The 21,659-nt window shown below is 62.2% G+C and carries 16 protein-coding genes; 9 read left to right on the top strand and 7 right to left on the bottom strand.

All coding sequences use genetic code 11. The annotated features are described in order from the left end of the window. Positions 1–10: 10 nt before the first annotated feature. Complete coding sequence (locus P9292_RS13205; protein ID WP_250493052.1) at positions 11–1,327, bottom strand: hypothetical protein; 1,317 nt, start codon at positions 1,325–1,327, stop codon at positions 11–13. 322 nt (positions 1,328–1,649) lie between these two features. Between P9292_RS13205 and P9292_RS13200 the strand changes: the two genes are divergently transcribed. Beyond that, a complete protein-coding gene (locus P9292_RS13200) occupies positions 1,650–2,834 on the top strand; it encodes a porin (RefSeq protein ID WP_309959390.1) in 1,185 nt (394 codons plus the stop codon). Between the two features lie 11 nt (positions 2,835–2,845). Here P9292_RS13200 and P9292_RS13195 read toward each other — a convergent pair whose 3' ends face one another. After that, positions 2,846–3,811 (bottom strand): GlxA family transcriptional regulator, encoded by a 966-nt coding sequence (locus tag P9292_RS13195; protein WP_244829053.1) that lies wholly within the window; start codon positions 3,809–3,811, stop codon positions 2,846–2,848. Positions 3,812–4,033: 222 nt separating this feature from the next. Here P9292_RS13195 and P9292_RS13190 point away from each other — a divergent pair, with 222 nt between their 5' ends. The 4 genes from P9292_RS13190 to P9292_RS13175 are packed head-to-tail and all read left to right on the top strand — an operon-like array spanning position 4,034 to position 7,426. Beyond that, positions 4,034–4,993, top strand: coding sequence for a choline ABC transporter substrate-binding protein (locus P9292_RS13190; RefSeq protein WP_309959388.1), 960 nt, complete (start codon positions 4,034–4,036; stop codon positions 4,991–4,993). Between the two features lie 23 nt (positions 4,994–5,016). Continuing rightward, a complete protein-coding gene (locus P9292_RS13185) occupies positions 5,017–5,946 on the top strand; it encodes a 3-keto-5-aminohexanoate cleavage protein (RefSeq protein ID WP_309850195.1) in 930 nt (309 codons plus the stop codon). A 30-nt stretch (positions 5,947–5,976) separates the two neighbouring features. Beyond that, positions 5,977–6,924, top strand: coding sequence for an L-carnitine dehydrogenase (locus P9292_RS13180; RefSeq protein WP_250493057.1), 948 nt, complete (start codon positions 5,977–5,979; stop codon positions 6,922–6,924). Between the two features lie 13 nt (positions 6,925–6,937). Next, positions 6,938–7,426 (top strand): thioesterase family protein, encoded by a 489-nt coding sequence (locus P9292_RS13175; RefSeq protein ID WP_250509791.1) that lies wholly within the window; start codon positions 6,938–6,940, stop codon positions 7,424–7,426. On the opposite strand, the gene P9292_RS13170 is transcribed toward P9292_RS13175, so the two are convergent. Both P9292_RS13170 and P9292_RS13165 read right to left on the bottom strand, forming a co-directional pair. Beyond that, complete coding sequence (locus tag P9292_RS13170; protein WP_409015375.1) at positions 7,366–9,540, bottom strand: heavy metal translocating P-type ATPase; 2,175 nt, start codon at positions 9,538–9,540, stop codon at positions 7,366–7,368. The genes P9292_RS13175 and P9292_RS13170 overlap by 61 nt on opposite strands. Before the next feature lie 163 nt (positions 9,541–9,703). Next, complete coding sequence (locus P9292_RS13165; protein ID WP_309959383.1) at positions 9,704–10,351, bottom strand: FMN-binding negative transcriptional regulator; 648 nt, start codon at positions 10,349–10,351, stop codon at positions 9,704–9,706. A gap of 249 nt (positions 10,352–10,600) precedes the next feature. Between P9292_RS13165 and P9292_RS13160 the strand changes: the two genes are divergently transcribed. The 3 genes from P9292_RS13160 (at position 10,601) to P9292_RS13150 (ending at position 16,906) form a co-directional block, all read left to right on the top strand. After that, the gene (locus tag P9292_RS13160; RefSeq protein WP_250526512.1) at positions 10,601–12,064 is read left to right on the top strand and encodes a DUF1254 domain-containing protein; all 1,464 of its coding nucleotides are present in this window, start codon (positions 10,601–10,603) and stop codon (positions 12,062–12,064) included. A gap of 97 nt (positions 12,065–12,161) precedes the next feature. Then, complete coding sequence (locus P9292_RS13155) at positions 12,162–15,866, top strand: DUF748 domain-containing protein (RefSeq protein ID WP_309959380.1); 3,705 nt, start codon at positions 12,162–12,164, stop codon at positions 15,864–15,866. Between the two features lie 116 nt (positions 15,867–15,982). Beyond that, complete coding sequence (locus P9292_RS13150) at positions 15,983–16,906, top strand: restriction endonuclease (protein ID WP_250493062.1); 924 nt, start codon at positions 15,983–15,985, stop codon at positions 16,904–16,906. Between the two features lie 40 nt (positions 16,907–16,946). Here P9292_RS13150 and P9292_RS13145 read toward each other — a convergent pair whose 3' ends face one another. The 3 genes from P9292_RS13145 to P9292_RS13135 all read right to left on the bottom strand — a co-directional run bounded on the left by P9292_RS13145 (position 16,947) and on the right by P9292_RS13135 (position 20,595). Beyond that, positions 16,947–18,530: a DHA2 family efflux MFS transporter permease subunit gene (locus P9292_RS13145; protein WP_244829063.1), complete on the bottom strand. Its 1,584-nt coding sequence runs from the start codon at positions 18,528–18,530 to the stop codon at positions 16,947–16,949. A 106-nt stretch (positions 18,531–18,636) separates the two neighbouring features. Continuing rightward, positions 18,637–19,419, bottom strand: a complete 783-nt coding sequence (locus tag P9292_RS13140; RefSeq protein ID WP_244829064.1) for an ABC transporter substrate-binding protein — start codon at positions 19,417–19,419, stop codon at positions 18,637–18,639. A gap of 21 nt (positions 19,420–19,440) precedes the next feature. Beyond that, positions 19,441–20,595: a methionine aminotransferase gene (locus P9292_RS13135; RefSeq protein WP_309959378.1), complete on the bottom strand. Its 1,155-nt coding sequence runs from the start codon at positions 20,593–20,595 to the stop codon at positions 19,441–19,443. A gap of 126 nt (positions 20,596–20,721) precedes the next feature. Here P9292_RS13135 and P9292_RS13130 point away from each other — a divergent pair, with 126 nt between their 5' ends. Continuing rightward, on the top strand, positions 20,722–21,651 hold the full coding sequence (locus P9292_RS13130) for a LysR substrate-binding domain-containing protein (RefSeq protein ID WP_309959376.1): 930 nt from the start codon (positions 20,722–20,724) through the stop codon (positions 21,649–21,651). Positions 21,652–21,659: the final 8 nt, after the last annotated feature.

Genomic DNA, 21,659 nt, shown 5'->3' with positions numbered 1-21,659 from the left:
TCGAAAACGATCAGTTGAGTTGCAAGCTGACGCGTTCCTGCTGCGACATCAGCATGGCGCGCATGGGCGACTGGATGGCGAGGAAGTGGACCATCAGGCTGGAAGGCTGCTGAAAATACCACGGCGTATTGATGCCGATGCAGTCCAGTCCGTCCTCGAGCGCCCAGTCGAGACGTTCGCGCAAAAGGTTTGCAATGATCGTCTGATCGCCGCCGTTCGCATACGTGCTCGACTTGTCGGGCGCGGCGCTCACGGCGCGATAGATCTCTTCGACGAACTCGACATTATGGTCCGTGCGTTTGAAACCGAGCACGCCTGCATTGATGATCCAAGGACCGATGTCGTGCGCGGCGAGAAGATCGCGATTCGCGAAGAGCGGTTCGAGCGGCTTGGATTGATCGACGAAAAGAATGTCGGCATCGACCCACATGACCCATTCGTGATGCGGCAGATATTTGCGCAGGAACCATGGCTTGAGCCAAGTGCCCGTCGTGCCTGGTTCCACCTCGGCGGGCGTATCGCGATAGACGTAGAGCGTGTAGCCGTGACGCTCGCAATAACGCTTGAAGTTCAATTCGGCGATTGCGCCGTACTCGCGCACGTTAGCCGTGTAGTAGGTCACGAGCGCGATGGGCTGGCCGGGGTTGTAGACGCTGAAGGGTTCGGCGGGCACATTCGCATGGGCTGAAAAATCGAGCAGGCGCGCGCCTTTTTGCTGGCAATCGTTGATGTGCTCGGCGAGCGCGTTGCGAAAGCTCGGATGAATGTAGCCGTACATCTTCTCTTCGTCCATCACGATGGTCCACAGATTCGGATACGTAGCCCAGACAGGCGTGAAGCGTGGATTGCAGAACATGGCGCACGTGACACCACCGCGCTCGCCCATCGGTTCGATGACGTCGAGCGGGGCGAGCAAGGTTTCTTCGTCATCGGTTGCGCCGCCGATCTTGCATTCGCCGATGCAACGAACGATGAAGTTGCGAATGTCCTTCGTGTTACGCCAGACCTGCACGGCGGCCTGATGACTGCCCGTGTTGCCGTTGAGCGAAGGAAGCAGATGTTGCCTTCCTTCGGCCATGGGTTCGACGGGATACATGTTCAGCACGAGGCAGTCTTCGCTGAAGCAGACGAGCAAAGCCATTTCAGGCATCTGCCGCAAGTGATGCAGCACGAGTTCGTACTTGAGAAGCGTTCGTTGGGCTTTGCCCTGCATACCCGCCATGGAAACAGCGGTGTGCTCATAGCCCATGCGAGAGCTGTAGTGCTTGTGATTGGCAAGAACGTGAGGGGCGTCGACGTGGAAGATGCTCAGGCAGCGAGTGGTCATGTTCGATCAGTGGTTGATGCAGATGTTGCGATGTAGCGCTTTTTTACAGATTCGGAAGTATGGGTAGGAGCAGAGGAATCCGATATCGGGCATGTCCGAAATAGAAGGGCTGCAAATGAGCGCGAGTCGCAACTGGGCATGTTTGCGTCGCACCGGGTCGAGCCGTGGCTTATATGTGGCCTTACTTTTACGACGTTGGCGCACGCACGCCGATGCATCGAAATGCAGCGTTTCAGCGGCAGTCTTTAGCACTTTCAGCAGGACACGACGAACGATCAGCAACCTTCAACGACACGACAATCCACAAGAAGAGGAGCAGCAGATGAGAAGAGGACATGCCGCACGAAGCGTTTCGAGACTCGCCCGCAGCCGTCGTGCCAGTCTTGCGGGACTCGCGCTCGCGGCGAGCGCGGCAGGCGCGCCGGCCCTATCGCACGCGCAGAGCAGCGTGACGCTCTACGGCATTCTCGATGCAGGCATCACCTATGTGAACAACACCGGTGGCTCGCATGTCGTGAAGTTCGACGATGGCGTGTCCTACGGCAACCGCATCGGCTTTCGTGGCGTGGAAGATTTGGGCGGCGGACTGCAGGCGATCTTCGCGCTGGAATCGGGCTTCCGCCTCGGGACCGGGCGCTATGCATTCGGCGGCGCGGAGTTTGGACGGCAAGCCTATGTGGGCCTCAAGAACCCGTGGGGGCAAATCTCGTTCGGTAATCAGCTCGATATGACCGAGGAGATGGTCTACCTCTACAACATCTCGGCATGGGGAAGCGGCTATGCCATCCACCAGGGCGACTTCGACCGGATGAACGGCGACCGCTTGCCGAACTCGGTCAAGTTCCTCTCGAACAATATCGCGGGCTTCACCTTCGGCGGCATGTATTCGTTCGGCAATAACGCGGGCGACTTTCATCGCAACAGCGCGTGGAGCGTGGGCGCGCACTATGCGGCCAACACCTTTAACGTGGGCGCGGCCTATACGCAACTGAACAACCCGTTCGGCATTTACGCGTTCGATCCCTACGCGATGATCGGCGCGCGCACGTTCTTGGGCCAGCCGACGGTATCGGTCGATCCGGCCACGGGCGCAGTCACGGACCTCTACAGCACGAATTCGTTTCCCGTCGATAAACAAGGCGCCTTTGCAGTCGGCGGCGCGTGGACGCTCGGCGACCTGATGCTCTCGGGCAACTTCACGTACACGACCATCAAGGGCCTCGGCGTGACCTCGCATATGCAAGTCTACGAAGGCGGCGCGTCGTATTCGTTCAGGCCGGATCTCGCGCTTTACGGCGGTTATCAGCACACGCGCTTCGAAGGCAATCACTGGAACCAGGGTTCGCTCGGACTGCACTATCTGCTTTCGAAGCGTACCGACGTCTATGTATTCGGCGATTATCTGCGTGCGTCGGGTCCGATCGATGCCGTCATCGGTTATAGCTTCACGCCGTCGACTTCGAATACGCAGTCGGATGTGCGCATCGGCATGCGGCACTCGTTCTAGCGAGACGAAGATCATGCGGCGGCAGGCACGGCGCGCAACGCGCTGCGGTCCTGCCGCGGACTTGCATTGAAGCGCGCGCGATACGTCCGCGAAAAGTGCGACGGCGATTCGAACCCGCACGCGACACACACGGCAAGTATCGACATATCGGTTTGCTGCAGTAGTTCGCGTGCGCGCGTGAGACGCAGCCCGAGATAAAAATGCGTCGGCGTGTCCTTTAGCGCGGTGCAGAACAGGCGTTCGAGCTGACGTCGCGTGACGCTGATGGATTGCGCGAGCTCATCGGGCGAGAGCGGCTCTTCCATATGCTGCTCCATCACGCCGATCACCTGGATCAGCTTGCGATTGTGAATGCCATAGCGCGCCGCGATCTTCATGCGCTGATGGTCCGAGCGCTGCCGGATGCGCCCCAGCACGAACTGCTCCGACACTTGCGCCGCGAGTTCCGCGCCATGATCGCGCGCGATCAGATCCAGCATGAGGTCGATGGACGCAGTGCCGCCCGCGCACGTAATGCGCCGCGTATCGATCTCGAACAACTCCTGGCTCGTTTCTATCGCGGGATAGCGCTCGGCGAAGGCCGCCGCCGCTTCCCAGTGCAACGTCGCGCGCTTGTCCGCGAGCAGGCCGGCTTCGGCGAGAATGAAGCTGCCCGTATCGATGCCGCCAAGCGTCGCGCCCGCGCGATCCAGCCGCTTCAACCACTCGCCGATGCCGCGTGTATAGCGCGCGAGCGGCTCGAATCCCGATACGACGAACACGGTATCCGCGTGCGTCACGCTGTCGAACGCGCTTTCCGCATTCAGCGAGATGCCGTTGCTCGCGGCCACCGGCCCGCCATCGGGCGACAGGATATGCCAGCGATACAACTCGCCGCTGAAGCGATTCGCAACCCGCAAGGGCTCGATCGCCGACATGAAGCCAATGGACGAGAATTCGGGCAGCAGCAGGAAGTGGAAGTCTTGGGGAACGGGCATCGAATGGCGTGTGGCGCTTTGGACGTACGCTCCACGCTAGCAAGCACAAAAAGCCCGCGCAATCCGGCGTGGCCCGTATTCGCAGGCCTTTCTTCTAGCACGTCGCATGCGGTCAAGTCGCGGTCGCAAGCGGTCGTTCGTTCGCCTTTATGCGGCGTTACTTTTGATGCACGCCGGCACGACGAACCGGCATCCAATGAACCCTCACCGGAACAGCACGCCATGAGACATCGCCTGGTTTCGAAACTGCTCCTGACCGGCGCCTGTGCCGCGACCGCACTGACTCACGGCGCCTTCGCGCTTGCCGCCGATGATGCGAGCTGCCGCAACGTGCGCTTCGTGGATATCGGCTGGACCGACATCACGTCGACGACCGCGCTCGCTTCCGTCGTCTTCGAAGGGCTCGGTTATGCGCCGAAGACCACGGTCGCCTCCGTGCCCATTTCGCTCGCGGGTCTGAAGAGCAAGCAGATCGACGTGTCGCTCGGCTACTGGTGGCCGGTGCAGGAAAAGGCGGTCGAGCCGTTCCTCGAATCGAAGAGCATTCAGAAGCTCGATCCGCCGAATCTCTCTGGCGCGAAGGCCACGCTTGCCGTGCCGAGCTATGCGTATGACGCGGGCATCAAGTCGTTCGCGGATATCGCCAAGCATCGCGATGAGCTCGACGGCAAGATCTACGGCATCGAACCGGGCAGCAGCGCAAACGCCAAGATTCAGAAGATGATCGACACGAATCAGTTCGGGCTCGGCGGATTCAAGCTCGTGCAATCGAGCGAGGCGGGCATGCTGGTGACGGTGGAACGCGCCATTCGCGACAAGAAGCCGGTCGTGTTTCTTGGCTGGGAGCCTCATCCCATGAACATTCAGATGAAGATCAACTATCTCGCTGGCGGCGATGAAGTCTTCGGCCCCAACTATGGCGAAGCGCGCGTCTACACGCTCACGAATACCGACTTCCTCACACGCTGCCCGAACGCCGGCAAGTTCGTATCGAACCTCAAGTTCAATACCGATCTCGAAAACCGTCTCATGGAACCGGTGATGAACAAGGAACGCCCCGCCGAAGCGGCAAAGGCGTATCTCAAGAAGAATCCGCAGGTGCTCGATTCATGGCTTGCGGGCGTGAAGACCGTCGATGGCAAGGATGGTCTGCCAGCGGTGAAGCAATACCTCGGACTTTGAACTGAATAAGGACAAGCGCCACCATGAACCATGACGTGATCGTGACCTGCGCGGTAACGGGAGCAGGCGACACAACGGCCAGACATCCGGCAATACCCGTCACGCCCAGGCAGATTGCCGAAGCGGCTATCGAGGCCGCGCGTGCGGGCGCGACCGTGGCGCATTGCCATGTGCGCGATCCGCAAACCGGGCGCGGCAGCCGCGACCCGGCGCTGTATCGCGAAGTAGTGGATCGCATTCGTTCATCGGATGTCGATGTCATCATCAACTTGACGGCGGGCATGGGCGGCGATCTGGAAATCGGCGCGGGCGAAGAGCCGATGCGCTTCGGCAAGGGCACCGATCTCGTCGGCGGTCTCACGCGTCTTGCGCATGTCGAGGAACTGCTTCCGGAAATCTGCACGCTCGATTGCGGCACCCTCAATTTCGGCGATGGCGACTACATCTACGTCTCGACGCCCGCGCAACTCCGAGCCGGGGCAAAGCGCATCCAGCAGCTTGGCGTGAAGCCGGAACTCGAGATTTTCGATACCGGTCATCTCTGGTTCGCGAATCAGTTGCTGAAGGAAGGCCTGCTCGATGCGCCGCCGCTTTTTCAGCTTTGCATGGGCATTCCTTGGGGCGCGCCGCCCGACACGGGCACCATGAAGGCCATGGTCGATAACCTGCCGCCTGGCGCGCATTGGGCGGCCTTCGGCATCGGCCGCATGCAGATGCCGATGGTCGCGCAAGCCATGCTACTCGGCGGTCATGTGCGCGTGGGTCTCGAAGACAATCTGTGGCTCGATCGCGGCGTGCATGCGAGCAACGGTTCGCTCGTGCAGCGCGCGGTGGAGATCATCGAACGTCTTGGCGGACGCGCGCTCACGCCGGCGGAAGGGCGTCGCAAGCTCGGTTTGCCGGCGCGCGGCGAACGCTTGCTGGAGCGTCGCGCGCTCGGGCAGTTGGCATAGGATCAGGATCACTACATTCGGATGGACGATATGCAAGTCAGGCAATTCGCCGCGCTCGGCGCGGGTGTGATCGGCAGCGGCTGGGTGGCGCGCGCGCTTGCGCATGGGCTAGATGTCACCGCGTGGGACCCGGCGCCTGGCGCTCAAGCGCAGTTACGCGCGAACGTCGCCAATGCGTGGCCGGCGCTGGAACGCGTGGGACTGGCGAAAGGCGCGTCGCAGGATCGCCTGCGCGTGGTGGAAACTGTCGAGGAGTGCGTCGCCGATGCGGATTTCATTCAGGAGAGCGCGCCCGAACGCGAGGAACTGAAGCTCGCGCTGCACGAACGCGTGAGCCGCGCGGCGAAGGCCGATGCGATTATCGCGTCATCCACTTCGGGCCTTCTGCCCAGCGATTTTTACGCACGCGCCGTACATCCCGAGCGCTGCGTGGTCGGGCATCCGTTCAATCCGGTTTATCTTTTGCCGCTCGTCGAAGTGCTTGGCGGCGAGTTGACTTCCGGCGACGCGATCGATACCGCGATGAGCTTCTACGCATCCATCGGCATGAGGCCGCTTCGCGTGCAGAAGGAAGTGCCGGGCTTTATCGCGGACAGATTGCTCGAAGCGTTGTGGCGCGAGGCGTTGCATCTGGTGAACGAAGGCGTGGCGACGACCGGCGAGATCGACGATGCAATTCGGTACGGCGCGGGCATTCGCTGGTCGTTCATGGGCACGTTCCTGACCTATACGTTGGCGGGCGGCGAGGCGGGCATGCGACACTTCATGCAGCAATTCGGCCCCGCGCTCGAATTGCCGTGGACGAAGCTCGTCGCGCCGACGCTCACCGATGAACTCATCGACCGCGTGGTGGACGGCACGTCGCGGCAGACGAACGGACGCGGCATCAAGGAACTGGAGCGGTATCGCGACGACTGCATCACGAGCGTGATCGAGGCGATTGCGCAGGCGAAGGCACGGCACGGTATCGAAGACTAACGGGGCGAGATTCATGAGCACGATTTATCGCGACACCGTGAAGGCCGAATGGGTCGATTACAACGGCCATCTGCGTGACGCGTACTACATGCTGATCTTTAGCCTCGCGACCGATGCGTTCATGGACGGCATCGGTCTGGACGACGCGGGCAGACGCGCGCGGCAGCGCACGCTCTACACGCTCGAAGCCCATGTGAGCTATCTGCGCGAGATCAAGGAAGGCGCGGCGGTGCGAGTGGACGCGTGGGTTGTCGCGCGCGACAAGAAGCGCGTGCATCTTTATCTAGAGATGTTCGAAGCGGACGAGGCGGCGCCGGTATCGGCATGCGAGCAGATGATGATGCACATCGATTCGAGCGGCGCGCCGAAGTCGGCTTCGTTCGATGAAGACGTGGCGCGAAGTATCGATATGCACGCGGTGATTGCCCCGTGCGATGCGCGTTATGCGGGGCGGGTGATTGGTTTGCCCGCGCGTTCCGCTGGCACCTCGGTTCCCGCCTGAGCACGCCAGCGCCGCAACAACAACGCGTTCGCCACCACGCTCACGCTCGAAAACGCCATCGCCGCGCCGGCGAACATCGGGTCGAGCATGCCGAATGCGGCAAGCGGAATGCCGATCAGGTTGTACACAAACGCCCAGAAAAGATTCTGCTGAATCTTGCGATACGTCCGGCGCGAAATATCGATGGCATCCGCCACGAGCGCCGGGTCGCCACGCATGAGCGTAATGCCCGCCGCTTCGATCGCCACGTCCGTGCCGCTGCCCATCGCGATGCCGACGTCGGCGGCGGCAAGCGCGGGTGCGTCGTTGATGCCGTCGCCCGCCATCGCCACGATGCCGTGGTTCGATGCCTTCAATTCCGCGATCACGCGCGCCTTGTCCGCGGGCAAGGTCTGCGAGAAAACCAGCGCCGACGGAATGCCCAGCGCGCGCGCAACCGCCTGCGCGCTACCCGCGTTATCGCCCGTAACGAGCGCGGCCTTCACGCCCAGTTGCGCGAGTCTTTCGATGGCGGCCCGCGCCGTCGGCTTGATCGTGTCGCCGAACGCGAGCAGGGCGAGGACGGTCGCCTTGCCGTCAGCGCGGTCCAGCAGCCATGACACTGTGTTGCCCTGCGCTTCGAGATTGCGCGCCTCGACGGCAAGCGCTTCGGGCACGGCCGCATGCATTTCCTCGACCCAGCGCGCACTGCCTATCGCCACGTTGCGCGCGCCGATGAAAGCCTCCGCGCCGCGTCCGGCAATTGCTTTCGCCGACGTCGCCTCGTATCGCGCAATGTCCGGCGTGCTATCGGCGAAACCGACTACCGCTTTCGCCAATGGATGCTCGCTCATTCTTTGCACCGCCGCCGCCAGCGCGAGTGCTTCCGCGCGCTCGAATCCCGGCGCGGCTTCGAACGCGACGAGACTCGGTTGGCCGGCCGTCAGCGTGCCGGTCTTATCGAACGCGACGACGCTAATGGCATGCGCCTGTTCCAACGCCTCCGCGTCCTTGATCAGGATGCCGTGACGCGCCGCGACGCCAGTGCCGGCCATGATGGCGGTCGGCGTGGCGAGGCCGAGCGCGCACGGGCAGGCGATCACGAGCACGGCGACGGCGTTGAGCCAGGCGGTCTCGGCATCCGCGCCATGCAGAAGCCAGCCCGCCAGCGTGATGAGCGCGATAACCAGAATTGCCGGTACGAAAACGGCGGACACGCGATCGACCAGGCGCTGGATCGGCGCTTTTTCCGCTTGCGCCGATTCGACCAGCCGGATGATCCGCGCGAGCGTCGTTTCCGCGCCAATGGCCGTCGTTTCGATCGCGATCACGCCTTCGCCGTTGATCGATCCGCCCGTCGCGCGCGCGCCCGGCGCTTTCGCAACCGGCAGACTCTCGCCCGTGATCAGCGATTCGTCGACATGCGTGCGTCCCTCGCGCACGATGCCATCCACCGGCACGCGCTCGCCCGGCCGCACGATGGCGATGTCGCCCACGCGCACATCGGCGAGCGCAATCTCGCTTTCATGCGAAGGATCGGCGCGATCGCGCACGCGCGCCGTGATCGGACGCAGCGCGTTCAGGGCGCGGATGGCGTCGGTGGTCTGGCGTTTGGCGCGCGTCTCCAGCCATTTGCCAAAGCGCACCAGCGTGATGACGACCGCCGATGCCTCGAAGAACAGATGCATCGGCATGCCGCCGTGCGCGAACATCTGATAGACACTCAGCGCCCACGCCGCCGATGTCCCCAGCGCCACGAGCAAATCCATGTTGCCCGCGAACGCCCGCAGCGCGCGATAACCGCCGACGTAGAAACGCGCGCCGAAGCGAAGCTGGACGATGCTCGCGAGCGCCAGTTGCAGCCACGGCGAGAGCGCTGCGCCGAACATCGGCGCAAGCAAGGGCAGCGTGACGAGCGCGCTCGCGACCACCGCGACGAGTTCGGCATCGAGCGCTTGCGGCGTTTTCGCATCGACAGGCGGCGCGTCCGGCTCGACCTTCGCCGCTTCATAACCGGCTTTCGTAATGGCCGCGACCAGTTGTTGGTCGGTGACGGCATCGTTCGTATGGACGGTGGCTTTTTCGGTCGCGAGATTCACGGCGACCGATTCCACGCCCGGCACGCGTCCGAGCATTTTCTCGACGCGCGCGACGCACGACGCGCACGTCATGCCGCTCACGGCGAATACCGCGGTTCTGGTTTGATTGACTGGTGCCGATGACATGATGAAACGCTCCTTCTGGCCACGCATGAAGCCAGTATCGACCTTCCAACGATTGGAAGGTCAAGAGCGCATTTCAGTCGCGAGGCGGTTCGATCGAGCCGAACATGGCGTCGGCGAGCGCGCCGGCTTCCTCGCCGCCGCGCTGACGCAAGCCCTCGACCGCGCCGATGCGGTCTGCTTCAGCCTTGTTCTGCGAAAGCTTTGCCTTGCCGACCAGCCGCGTCACCTCGATTTCGATGCCGACGATCGCGCCCAGCAATTGATCGATGAAATCGCGCGGAGCGTCGCCGATTTTCCACGGCATTGCTTCGCCCGCTTCCATCTTGCGCGTGAGTTTCGCGACGACGCCGCGCACGTAGGCTTCGTCGTCACGCACGGTGATTCGGCCATGCGCATGCACGACGAGGTAATTCCACGTCGGCACTTGACGGTGGGTTTCCTGCTTGCTCGGATAGAAAGTCGGCGAGATATAGCCTTCCGCGCCTTGAAAGATCACCAGCACGTCCTCGCGCGCCCCGACTTCGCGCCATACGGGATTTGCACGCGCCACGTGCGCGCGCAAGGTGCCGTGTTCGCCGATGGCGGGATCGAGTTCGAAAGGAATGTGATTGGCGTCGAGCCCATTCGGGCCATGCGTGACCAATGCGCCAAAAGGATGCGCGGCGATCAGCGCGCGCAGGGCTTCCGGGCGGTTTTCCTCGAAATGGGCGGGAATATACATGCGTCGGACTCGTTCGAAAGGTTCCAAAACATTCATGTTACGCGATGCCGTGAAGCGAGTCTCGACGAGTGGTCAGACGTATTTGCGCGACGAGTAGCGCCTTTTATGCGTGTTGTCTTGCCTATCATCAGCGGATACGTTAAAACCCCAATTTCGAGATCAAATTTTCGGCGCGCTACCTCGGGGATCAGGACGGCGGCGGGCTGCTCGTCTGCGAACCCATCGAAATAAAACCGGATTTCCATTCGAATGAACAAGCACCGACGCTGGACGCTTCCGCTCAACGCCGCTTTATGGGTCAGCACGAGCCTTTCTGCCGCGGCCTTGCTCGCCGGCTGCGCGGGAACCGCGACGCCCGAGGCGGCAAATACGGGCGGCTGGGTGAAAAACCAGGTCGTCGATGCCTACACGTTCGGCTTTCCGCTCGTCGCGTCGGACATCGCGCGGGAACGTGCAAGCGGGGCGGCGCGGCCGGGTCAGGCGCCGCTCAACACGTTCCGCCACGCCATCGCGTTGCCGCCCGCGGGCGCGACCGGCTGGCCGAGCGTCGATACGCTCGATTCCTCCGCATGGCTCGATGTCTCCGCCGATCCCGTGATCGTGACCGTGCCCGCCGCGCCGCGCGCACGCTATCTCGATACCCGCGCGTTCGATGCATGGAGCAACGCGCTGTATTCGAGCGCCGACACGACGCCGTTTCCGAAGGCGCAGCTCATCGCCTTCGTGCCCGCCGGCTTTACGGGCACGCTGCCCGCCGGTGCAACGCGCGTCGAAACGCGCACGCGCTACGTCTGGCTTTCGGTGCGCGTGCGGGTAAACGGCATGCGCGACGTGCGCGAAGTCAGAAAGCTGCAGACGTCGATGCGCATCGATACGCTTACGCCCACCAAGGGCTCGCTCGCCGATCCTACTTCGACCGTGACGGGCGCGTGGCCGGGCAATGCCACGGGCCAGACGCCTAGCGTGCCGCCTTTGCCGAGCGCGGCGCCGACGGCATCGCCCGGCGCGCAGGCCGAAGCGCTCGATGCCAACGCGTTTTTCGCGCGCCTTGCCCGCTCGCTCGACGACAATCCGCCCGCCGCCGACGATGCGCCCGCGATGTCCCGCCTCGCCGATCTCGGCGTGAAGCCGGGCGAACCGGTGCAGTTCAAGAAGGCCGATGCGCCGCTTCTGGCGTCCGGTGTCGCGGATGGCCGCGCGCATCTCGCGACGGCGCCATCGAACGCGATCACGAAGAACGGCTGGACGTGGTTCGGCGACGATGTCGGCAACTACGGCACGGATTACATTCTGCGGGCTTATCTCGCGCGCCATCAGCCGTTTTCGGGGACGAAGGCGGGCGAAGCGAAGCCGGTTGCGCGCGTGGACAGCGACGGCCATCCGCTCAACGGCGCGAACACCTACGTGCTGCACTTCGCGCCGAACCAGTTGCCGCCGGTGCGCGGTTTCTGGACGCTCGCGGCCTACACGAAGGATGGCGCGTTCGCCAACGGCAAGCTGCCGCGTCTGTCGCTAAGCGACCGCGACCGCCTCAAGAAAAACCGCGACGGTTCGGTCGATGTCACCGTATCGGCCGAAGCACCGCCGCGTGCGCGCGCATCGAACTGGCTGCCCGCGCCCGACGGCGACTTTCAGCTGACGATGCGCCTCTACGCGCCCAAACCGCAGGCAAGCGACGGCACGTGGACGCCGCCGGCCGTCGAACGGCAGTGAAGCATTTGATGAACGTTTGCGCGATGCCTCGTCGTATACTTGAAGCATCCTCTATCTGACAGGGCGATGCGCCGCCGCGCGTCGCAGCGCGCATCGAATGGCAAGCGTCACCAAGTCTTCACTGGCCTCGGCCGGGCAAACCCTGCGCGGCGTCGTGCATGCACGGCGTACGCGGCGAATCGCAATTGGCCTGATCGTCTTCATGGTGGTCATCGGCCTTCTCGGCTTCTTCGTCGCGCCGCCGGTCATTCGTCATATCGCCGAGCAGCAGCTTGGCAAGCAACTCGACCGGCCGGTGACCATCCGGCGCATTTGGCTCAATCTCTATTCGCTCGATTTCGAAGCTGATGACGTGCATATCGGCGAAGCGCCCGCGAATCTCGCGAAAGCGCCCGGCGCGGCGGCCGGTTTCGTCGATGTGTCGCGGCTCGTCGTGCGCACGTCGTGGTCGTCCATCTTCCGGCTCGCGCCCGTCGTCAATGAATTGAAGATCGATTCGCCGCGCATCAGCATCGTGCGTTTCGACGGCGAGCATTTCAATTTCTCCGATCTGATCGAGAAATTCTCGAAGCCTTCGTCGCCGCCATCGGACAAGCCGGCGCGCTTCTCCGTGTCGAACATTCGCGTGGAGAACGGCCGGATCGTGTTCGACGACCGGCTCCTGAAGGCGAAGCACACCATCGACCAGTTCGCGCTCGGTATCCCCTTCATCGCGACGCTGCCGTCGGCCACCGATATTTTCGTGACGCCGTTATTACAGGCGCACATCGACGGCTCGCCGCTCGTCGTGAAGGGCCGCACGAAGCCGTTTTCGGAGTCGCGCGAGTCGGAGATCGCGCTCACGCTCGACGGGCTCGACGTGCCGCAGATGGCGTCTTACGCGCCGGCTTCCGTGCCCGTCGCGGTGAAGAGCGGCAAGCTCACGACCGACCTCAACGTGCGCTTTGCCATTGCCGGCGATGCACCGACCATTCGTATCGACGGCACTGCGGATCTGGCCGATCTCGCCGTCACCGATAAAGCGAACGCACCGCTCGTCGCCGCGCGCGCGTTGCATGTGAAGATTGCCAACGCCGAGCCGTTGCGCGATATCTATCATCTCGACGAAGTGACGCTTGCGGGTCCGGATGTACGGCTCGCGCGCGATCCGTCCGGCACGCTCAACGTGCAGAAACTCGCGCCGCCGCCCGCGAAGGCCGAGGTGAAGAAGCCCGAAGCGAAGGACGCGCCGCCGCTCGATCTGGCTATCAAGCACGTTGCCATCGACGACGGCAAGATCGCGTTCGATGACCAGTTGATGAAGCAGCGCGTGCAGGAAACGCTGACAGGTCTTGCCGTCACGCTCGATGGTTTTTCGACGCTCGACAAGACGCCCGCGCGCTACACGCTCAAGACGGCGTTCGGTCACGGCGGTTCGCTCGGCGCTTCCGGCAACGTCGCGCTGGCCGCCAAGACCGCCGACGTCAAGTTGGCGCTCGAAGCATTGGCTCTGCCGCCGTTGCAGCCTTATATCGCGAATTCGCTGGCGGCGCGCGTGACGAGCGGCACGCTTGGCGCGAATCTGCCGGTGTCGGTCGATTGGTCGAAGCCGGATGCCAACGTGCAGGTCGGCGCGGGCGATGTGAAACTCGACGCGCTCACGCTCGTGCCGAATGCATCGAATGGCGCGGATTCCGCCGCGCCCATCAAGCTCGATGCCGCGCTCGCGAAGATCGTCAAGGTGGATGTGCCCGCGCGTCAGGTTGCGCTCGACAGCGTGCAGTTGAAGGGACTTTCGCTCGATGCCACGCGCCGCAAGGACGGCAGTATCGACCTGGCCGCGCTCGCTGGAGCGCATGAGGTTGCGCCGGAGCCGAGCGCCACGCGCAAGATTCAGAAGGCGCACGAAGCGGGACCGGCGTGGCGCTATCAAATTGGCCAGATCGCGCTCGATAACGCCTCGGCTAATGTCACCGACTTGACGCCCACGACGCCCGTGAAGCTGCGCATTGCGCCGATGTCGGTTGCCGTGAAGCAGTTCAGCGACGATCTCTCGAAACCGCTCGATGTTACCGGCAAGCTCACGCTCAACGGGCGTGGCGCGCTCGACATAAATGGCACGGTCACGGTCACACCGCTCAAGCTCGCGCTGCATGTGAAGGGCGATCAGGTCGATGCCGCCGCCTTCGAACCGTATTTCGGCGACAAACTCAACGTCGATATCGCAAGCGCGTTCCTCAACGCCAATGGCGATGTCGGCTTGTCGGGCAGTGGCAAGACGCTCGCGGCTTCCTACAAGGGCGATGTTTCGCTGACAGACGTGCGCATGCAGGACAAAGCGACGTCCGACCGTTTCGCCGGCTGGAAACTGCTCGGCCTCACTAACGTAAAGGTGAACTATGGCGAGCGCGGCACGGACGTTGACGCGGCGCGCGTGACCTTCGCGAACTTCTACGGCCGCGTGTTGCTCGACGCGCAAGGCAAGCTGAACCTGAAAAGCGTCGTGGCAAGCGACAACGGCCCGCGGCAATCGGTGACGCGCGATCAGTCGAAGCCCGAGGCATCGGCGGCGGCATCCGCGGCGGTCGCGGCGAGTGCGCCGGTCAAGACGGCGGCGGCCTCCGGTCCTCCGGTGAACATGCGCTTCGGCCAGCTCGTATTGCAGAACGGCCGTGTGACCTACACCGACAACTTCATCAAGCCCAACTTCACGGCGAATCTCGTGTCGATCAACGGGACCATCGGCGCGTTCGGCACGCATTCGACGACGCCCGCGCCCGTCGATGTCGCCGCCAAGCTCGCCGCGAACGGACCGGTTTCGATCAAGGGGCAGGTGAATCCGCTCATCGAAAAGCCCGCGCTCGACTTGACCGCGAGCGCGCACGACGTAGAGCTCACCAACCTCACGCCGTATTCGTCGAAGTATGCGGGCTATCCGATCACGAAGGGCAAGCTCAACGTCGATCTGCATTACATGCTCGGCGACGACAAGCTCACGGCGAACAACCACCTGTTCATCGACCAGTTGACGTTCGGCGATCACGTCGACAATTCGACGGCGACGAAGCTGCCGGTGCGGCTCGCCGTGTCGTTGTTGAAGAATTCGCGCGGCGAGATCGACGTGAACATTCCCATTTCGGGATCGCTTTCGAATCCGGAGTTTTCTATTGGCGGGCTCGTCTGGCAAGCCATATTGAATCTGGTGCAAAAGGCGGTGACCGCGCCGTTCTCGCTGCTCGCGCATGCGTTCGGCGGCAGTGGCGAGGAGCTGAATTACGTCGAATTCGACGCAGGCTCGGCGACGCTCAACGATGCCGCGCAGAAGAAGCTGGAGACGATTTCGAAGGCGCTCGCGGACAAAACGTCGATCAGGCTGGATGTGACGGGGCGCGTCGATCCGAACGTCGATGAACCCGCGTTACGCAGCGCTTGGCTGGATGGCCAAATCAAACGCGCGAAGGTCCGCGACATGTCGGATGGCGGAGAGAATGTGGACTGGCAGTCGGTGAAGGTATCGGATGCGGATTACGACAAGTATTTGACGAAGGTTTATAAGTCGGCGGATTTCAAGAAGCCGAAGAACTTCATCGGCTTGACGAAGTCGGTGCCGGACGCGGACATGAAGAGCGCGCTGACTGAAAACGCACCGGTCGATGAAGGCGCGTTGCGCGATCTGGCGCAGCGCCGCGCGCAGGCGGTGAAGGAGTACTTCGACGGGAAGATCGACAGCAGCCGGATTTTTGTCGTCGCGCCCAAGCTGAACGCGGACGGGATCAAGGATAAGGGCGCGGGGGAGCGGGTGGAGTTGGGGTTGAAGGGTTGAAGTGAGCGTGCTTTAGAATCGGCGTGCCTCGCGTAATGAATTTCAACAGTCGTGTCTCGACACAGGTAGACAATTGCAGGTTTGCACCGGTGTGTGTGCGCTACTCAGAAATTGCAATGGCCGAAACATCACGACAGCGCATGGGCGAACTGTTAAGGAAACTGTTTGAGATTCTGAAGGCGCAACCGGAGGGCTTAGGCGCAGCCCAAGCACTCAAGACGCTCGCTTCTAGCGTGACTCTTTCTCCATATGAAGCGAGCTTCTATGAGAACTCCGGCGCAAGACGCTTCGAGAAGACGGTGCGCTTTGCGACTATCGCCTGCGTAAAAGCTGGGTGGCTCACTAAGCACAAAGGCATTTGGTCTATCACTGACGAGGGCTTGTCCGCGTATGACCGTATTAAAGAGCCCGCTGCGTTTCGTCGCGAATCGGATCGACTCTACGCCCAATGGAAAGCGGCTCAACTGCGTGATCCGAGCGGGTTGAGTTATGCATCGGCCAAACTCAGCGAGCAGTCCGACTTGACGTTTGATGTTGACGCCGAAACTGCGAGCATGACTTACGAGCAGGCAGAGGAGCAGGCTTGGGGCGAGATTGAGCAGCATCTTCTGAAAATGCCGCCTTACGATTTTCAAGATCTTGTTTCAGACCTGCTGCGAGCAATGAGCTATCACATCGGCTGGGTATCGCCACCGGGCAAAGATGATGGTGTTGACATCATCGCAAACAATGACCCTCTTGGCACTCGGCCACCACGCATTAAGGTGCAAGTGAAGCGCGTCGCACATCGGGTAGATACGGACGGCCTCAAATCCTTTATTGCGATTATCAACGAGGACGACGTCGGCTTATTCATCTCCACCGGCGGCTTTACTCGCGACGCCCAATCTTTTGCACGAAATCAAGAGCGCCGCAAGATTACGTTGATCGACTCCGAACGATTGATCGAATTATGGATTCAGTTTTACAGCAAGCTTGATGATAAGGCGCGCGCCCGTATGCCGCTGACGCCCATTTACTTTTTGACGCCGCAAAGTTGAGTACCGCGTGCCGTCCATTAGTAACGGCACGCGAAAAATCTCAATGCGCCCCCGCCGCCGCCCCACCGCCGCCACCCTTCGCCACCTTCGTAATCCAAATCAGCGGAATGATCAGAATGAAGATGACCGCTGAAATGAGGAAGATATCGTTGAGCCCCATCATCGCGGCTTGAGTGTTGACGGTGAAGTTGAACATCCCACGCGCCTGGGCTTCACCGATATTCAGCGTCGATTGCGACATGCCGAGCGACTGCAAGAACGCCGGGTTATAAATATTCGCCTGCTCCGTCAGCCGCTCGTGATGCAGCGCGATCCGATGATCCCACTCGTTGCCCGCAAGCGATGTCCCCACCGCGCCGCAAAACACCCGCGCGAAATTCGACAAGCCTGCCGCCGCCGGTATTTTCGATGGCGGCAAGCCCGACAGCACGATGGCCGTGAGCGGCACGAAGAACATCGCCATTGGAATGCCTTGCAGGAGCGTCGGCAGCACGAGATGCCAGGTATCGATCTCGATCACATACTTCGAGCGCAGCCAGAATACGAACGCGAAGCCCACGAACGCCATGGTCGCGATCACGCGTGCGTCGCTGCGCGGCAGCACCTTGCCCATTACCGGCGCAAGAATCACGGCGAAGATGCCGAGCGGCGCGGTGACGAGACCCGCGTCGACGGAACGGTAGTTCAAATACTGCTGCATCCATTGCGGCAACAACACGAGATTGCCGAAAAACACGCCGTAAGCGACCGAAATGGCCACCGTGCCGCCGAAGAAATTGCGTCCCGCGAAGAGCCGCAAATCGACGACCGGATTCTCCGCCGTCAGCTCCCACACGACGAAAAACGCGAATGAAATGGCTGCCGTTATCGCGAGAATGACGATGACCGGCGACTGGAACCAGTCCAGATCGCGTCCCTTGTCGAGCATGATCTGCAAGGACGCGACCCACGCGATTAGCAGCCCGAGCCCGACGATATCGATAGGCGCCTTGCGGCTCGGCGACTCGCGGTTGCGGTAGATGATCCACGTCACGCCCGCCGCGAAAATGCCGACCGGGATGTTGATATAGAAGATCCACGACCAAGAATAACTATCCGTGATCCAGCCGCCGAGCGCGGGACCGGCGATCGGGCCGACGGTCGCGGTCATCGCCCAGAGCGAGAGTGCCATCGACGATTTCTCTTTCGGATACGAGCCGAGCAGAATGGCCTGCGAGAGCGGAATCAGCGGCCCAGCCACCGCGCCCTGCAAGACGCGCGCAAAAAGCAGCACGGGCAAATTGGGCGCAAGACCGCACAACCATGAGGAGAGCACGAACATGAGGATCGCGCCGACAAACAGATGAATTTGCCCGAGTCGCTGCGTGAGCCAGCCGGTCAGCGGAATGGAAACCGCGTTCGACGCGGCGAACACCGTAATGACCCAGGTGCCTTCGTTGACCGAGACGCCGAGATTGCCGGAGATGGTCGGAATCGCGACGTTGGCGATCGACGAATCCAACACGTTCATGAAGGTAGCGAGCGCCACCGCGAAAGTGGCGAGCACCAGTTGCCCGCCTTGCAGTGGTGCGGGCGCGGCCGGTTGTCCAGGGGCGGCGGGGTTCGTTCGAGGCGGCGTGCTCAATGCTTTTCCTGTGAGGGCGCCGCGGCGCTTCGACGCGCCGCGTGTGGTGAATCAAGCCGCCAGTGTGCCTGTGCCGTGGGAAAGTTGCTGAACGCCCGCTCATCCCTCACTTCGCCGAAATATCGATTTCCCCCAAATACTTCTTCGCGAACTTGTCGATCGTGCCGTCGGCCTTCACCTTCGCGATGGCCGCGTTGAGTTTGCTCTTCAGCGCATCGTCGCCCTTGCGCACGCCGTACGCAATGCCGCTGCCGAGAATCTTGTCGTCCCGCACCGGCGCGCCGACGAACGCAAAGCCGTTGCCGTCGGGCTTCGACAGAAAGCCGGTTTGTCCCGCAGGCGCGAGCACCAGCGTGGCATCGAGGCGGCCGGACTTGAGGTCCGTGTAGACCTGGTTCTGATCCTGATACGGCACGACCTTCACGCCTTCGTTTTCCCAATGCGCCTTGGCAAAGGTCTCCTGGATCGAACCCTGCAACACGCCCACGCTCTTGCCCTTTAGCGACGCGGGCGTCGGTTCGAGTCCACTGCCCGTTTTCGCGATGAGTTGCGTCGGCACGCGATACACCACCGTCGTGAAGTCGATGGCCTGACGGCGCTGGTCGGTCGCGTTCATCGCCGAATTGATGGCGTCGAACTTGCGGCCCTGCAGCGCGGGAATCAACCCGTCGAAAGAGGTCTCGACCCACTTGCAGCTCATCTGCGCCGCCACGCACACGGCGTTGCCGACATCGATATCGAGTCCTTGCAGTTCGCCCGTCGACGCCTTCGACTCGAACGGCGGGTACTGCGCTTCGAGCCCGAAACGCAAGGTATCGGCGGCGAACGCCGCGCCGCTCGCGAACGAGCAGGCAAGGAATAGGGCGGTGGCGGCGTATTTGATCTTCATCGTGTCGTGTCTCGAATGTTTTTAGATGGAGCAAAGGCGGCGCGCGCCTTCGATCAGCGTGTGGTCGTCCTTCGCGAACGAAAGCCGGATCACGCGGTTGTCGGTGCCGTCGGTATAAAACGCGGACAACGGAATGGTCGCCACGCGCGCCTCGCGAATGAGGCGCAGCACGAAGTCGCTGTCGCTTTCACCCGAAATCGCGCTGTAGCGTGCGAGCATGAAGAAACTGCCCGCGCTCGGCAGCAATTCGAAGCGCGATCCCGCGAGCGATGTCGCCAGCAAATCGCGCTTGTGCTGATAGAACGGTCCGAGGTTGAGATAGCTCGATTCGTCGGCGAGCGCTTCGGCGAAAGCCATTTGCATCGGCGTATCGGCGGAAAACGTCATGAACTGGTGAATCTTGCGGATCTCGGCAGTCAACGCGGCGGGCGCGAGACAGTAGCCGACGCGCCAGCCCGTCACGTGATACGACTTGCCGAACGACGACACGATCACGCTGCGCTCGGCCAGTTCCGGGTAGCGCGCCATGCCATGATGCGGCGCGCCGTCGAACACTACGTGCTCGTAGACTTCGTCCGACAGCACGATGATCTTCGTGTCGCGCGTGAGCGCCGTGAGACGCGCGATGTCTTCATCGGCGAAGGCGCTGCCGGTCGGATTGTGCGGCGTGTTGACGAGGATCATGCGCGTTTTCGGCGTGATGGCCGCCGCGACTTCGTCCCAGTCGATCTGAAAATTCTCCGCCGATAGCTGGATGGCGATAGGCATCGCACCCTGAAGCTGCACGATCGGCGCGTAACTGTCGAACGACGGCTCGAAGTAAATTACCTCGTCGCCGGGATGCACGAGCGCGCTGATGGTCGCGTAAAGCCCCTCGCTCGCGCTCGCCACGACCGTCACTTCCGTGCCCGGATCGTACTGCGCGCCATACAGCTTGTGCGTCTTGTCGGCGATGGCTTCACGCAGCGCCAGCACGCCCGACATCGGCGAATACTGGTTATGTCCTGCTCGCATGGCTCGCTCGACGCCTTCGATCAGGCGCGGATCGCACGCGAAGTTCGGCGCGCCTTGAGAAAGATTGAGCGCGTGATGTTCGTCGGCAAGCTGGCCGATCACGGTGAAAATAGTCGTGCCGACGCTTGGCAGCTTCGACTCGGGGATGCAGGCGCTTTGCACGGCAAATGTCTCCGGTATTGCAGTTCGTCGATTGAACCGCGGCAATAAAGCCGGAACAATCGAAACTTTGTCATACTAGCCATGCTTCGAATTCATGGCTACGTAGATAAACCCGCGAACGACCACATGAAACCCTTGCCATCCCTGGACGTGCTGAAGACCTTCCTCGTGGTCGCGCGCAAGCTCAATTTCACGCGAGCCGCCGATGTGTTGAACGTGACGCAAGGCGCGGTGAGCCGCCAGATTGCCGGACTGGAGGCGCATCTCGGCTATGCGCTCTTCGTGCGGCAGGCGCGCGGCCTCGCGCTCACGCATCATGGCGCGTTGCTCATTGCGCCGTTGCAGCAGGCTTTCGAACAGATCGCCGATGCGCTCGCGAAAGGTGGCGCACAGTACGGAACACTGCGTCTGAAGTGTCCGACCTGCGCCATGCGCTGGGTCTTGCCGCGTGTCATTCGTCTGCAGAACGAGCGTCCGGAGCTGGTGATCGAAGTGACAGCAGCCGTGTCGCACAGTGTCGAGTTCAACGCCGAACAGTTCGATGCAGCCATCGTGTTTGGCGCGCCGGCGCCAGCGCAGAAGGGTGTTAGCTCGCACCATCTGTTCGATGAAGTGTTGACTCCCGTCTGTGCGCCCGAGCAGTTCAAGGTTCGGCGGGACCGCGCGCCGACGCCCGACGATCTGGCCGGCAAGACGCTTTTGCATCCCACACGCGACCGGCGCGACTGGCTCTTGTGGCTCGGCGCTTATGGTTACGCCGGCCTGCCTTCGATGAAGGCGCAGCATTTCGACACGCTCGATCTCGCCATCACATCGGCGATGCAGGGTCTGGGCGTAACCATCGGCGACTTGTCGCTGATCGAGGACGACTTGCGCGCGAAACGCGTGATCGCGCCGTTTTCGCTGTGTGTGCCGAGCGGCGCGGCGTACTACCTCGTCTACCCCGAGCGGCCCGCGCCGTCGCCGACCTTGCAGCAGTTCGCGAAATGGCTGGAAGGGGAGGCGGCACGGACGCGTGAGACGCTCCAGGCTTACACGAACGCCGTGCAAGCCTGAGCACGTGC

The sequence above is a fragment of the Caballeronia sp. LZ001 genome, assembly GCF_031450875.1.
GTDB lineage: Bacteria > Pseudomonadota > Gammaproteobacteria > Burkholderiales > Burkholderiaceae > Caballeronia.
Note: the sequence above shows the minus strand (reverse complement) of the source record. Positions and strands in the feature narration are given on the sequence as shown.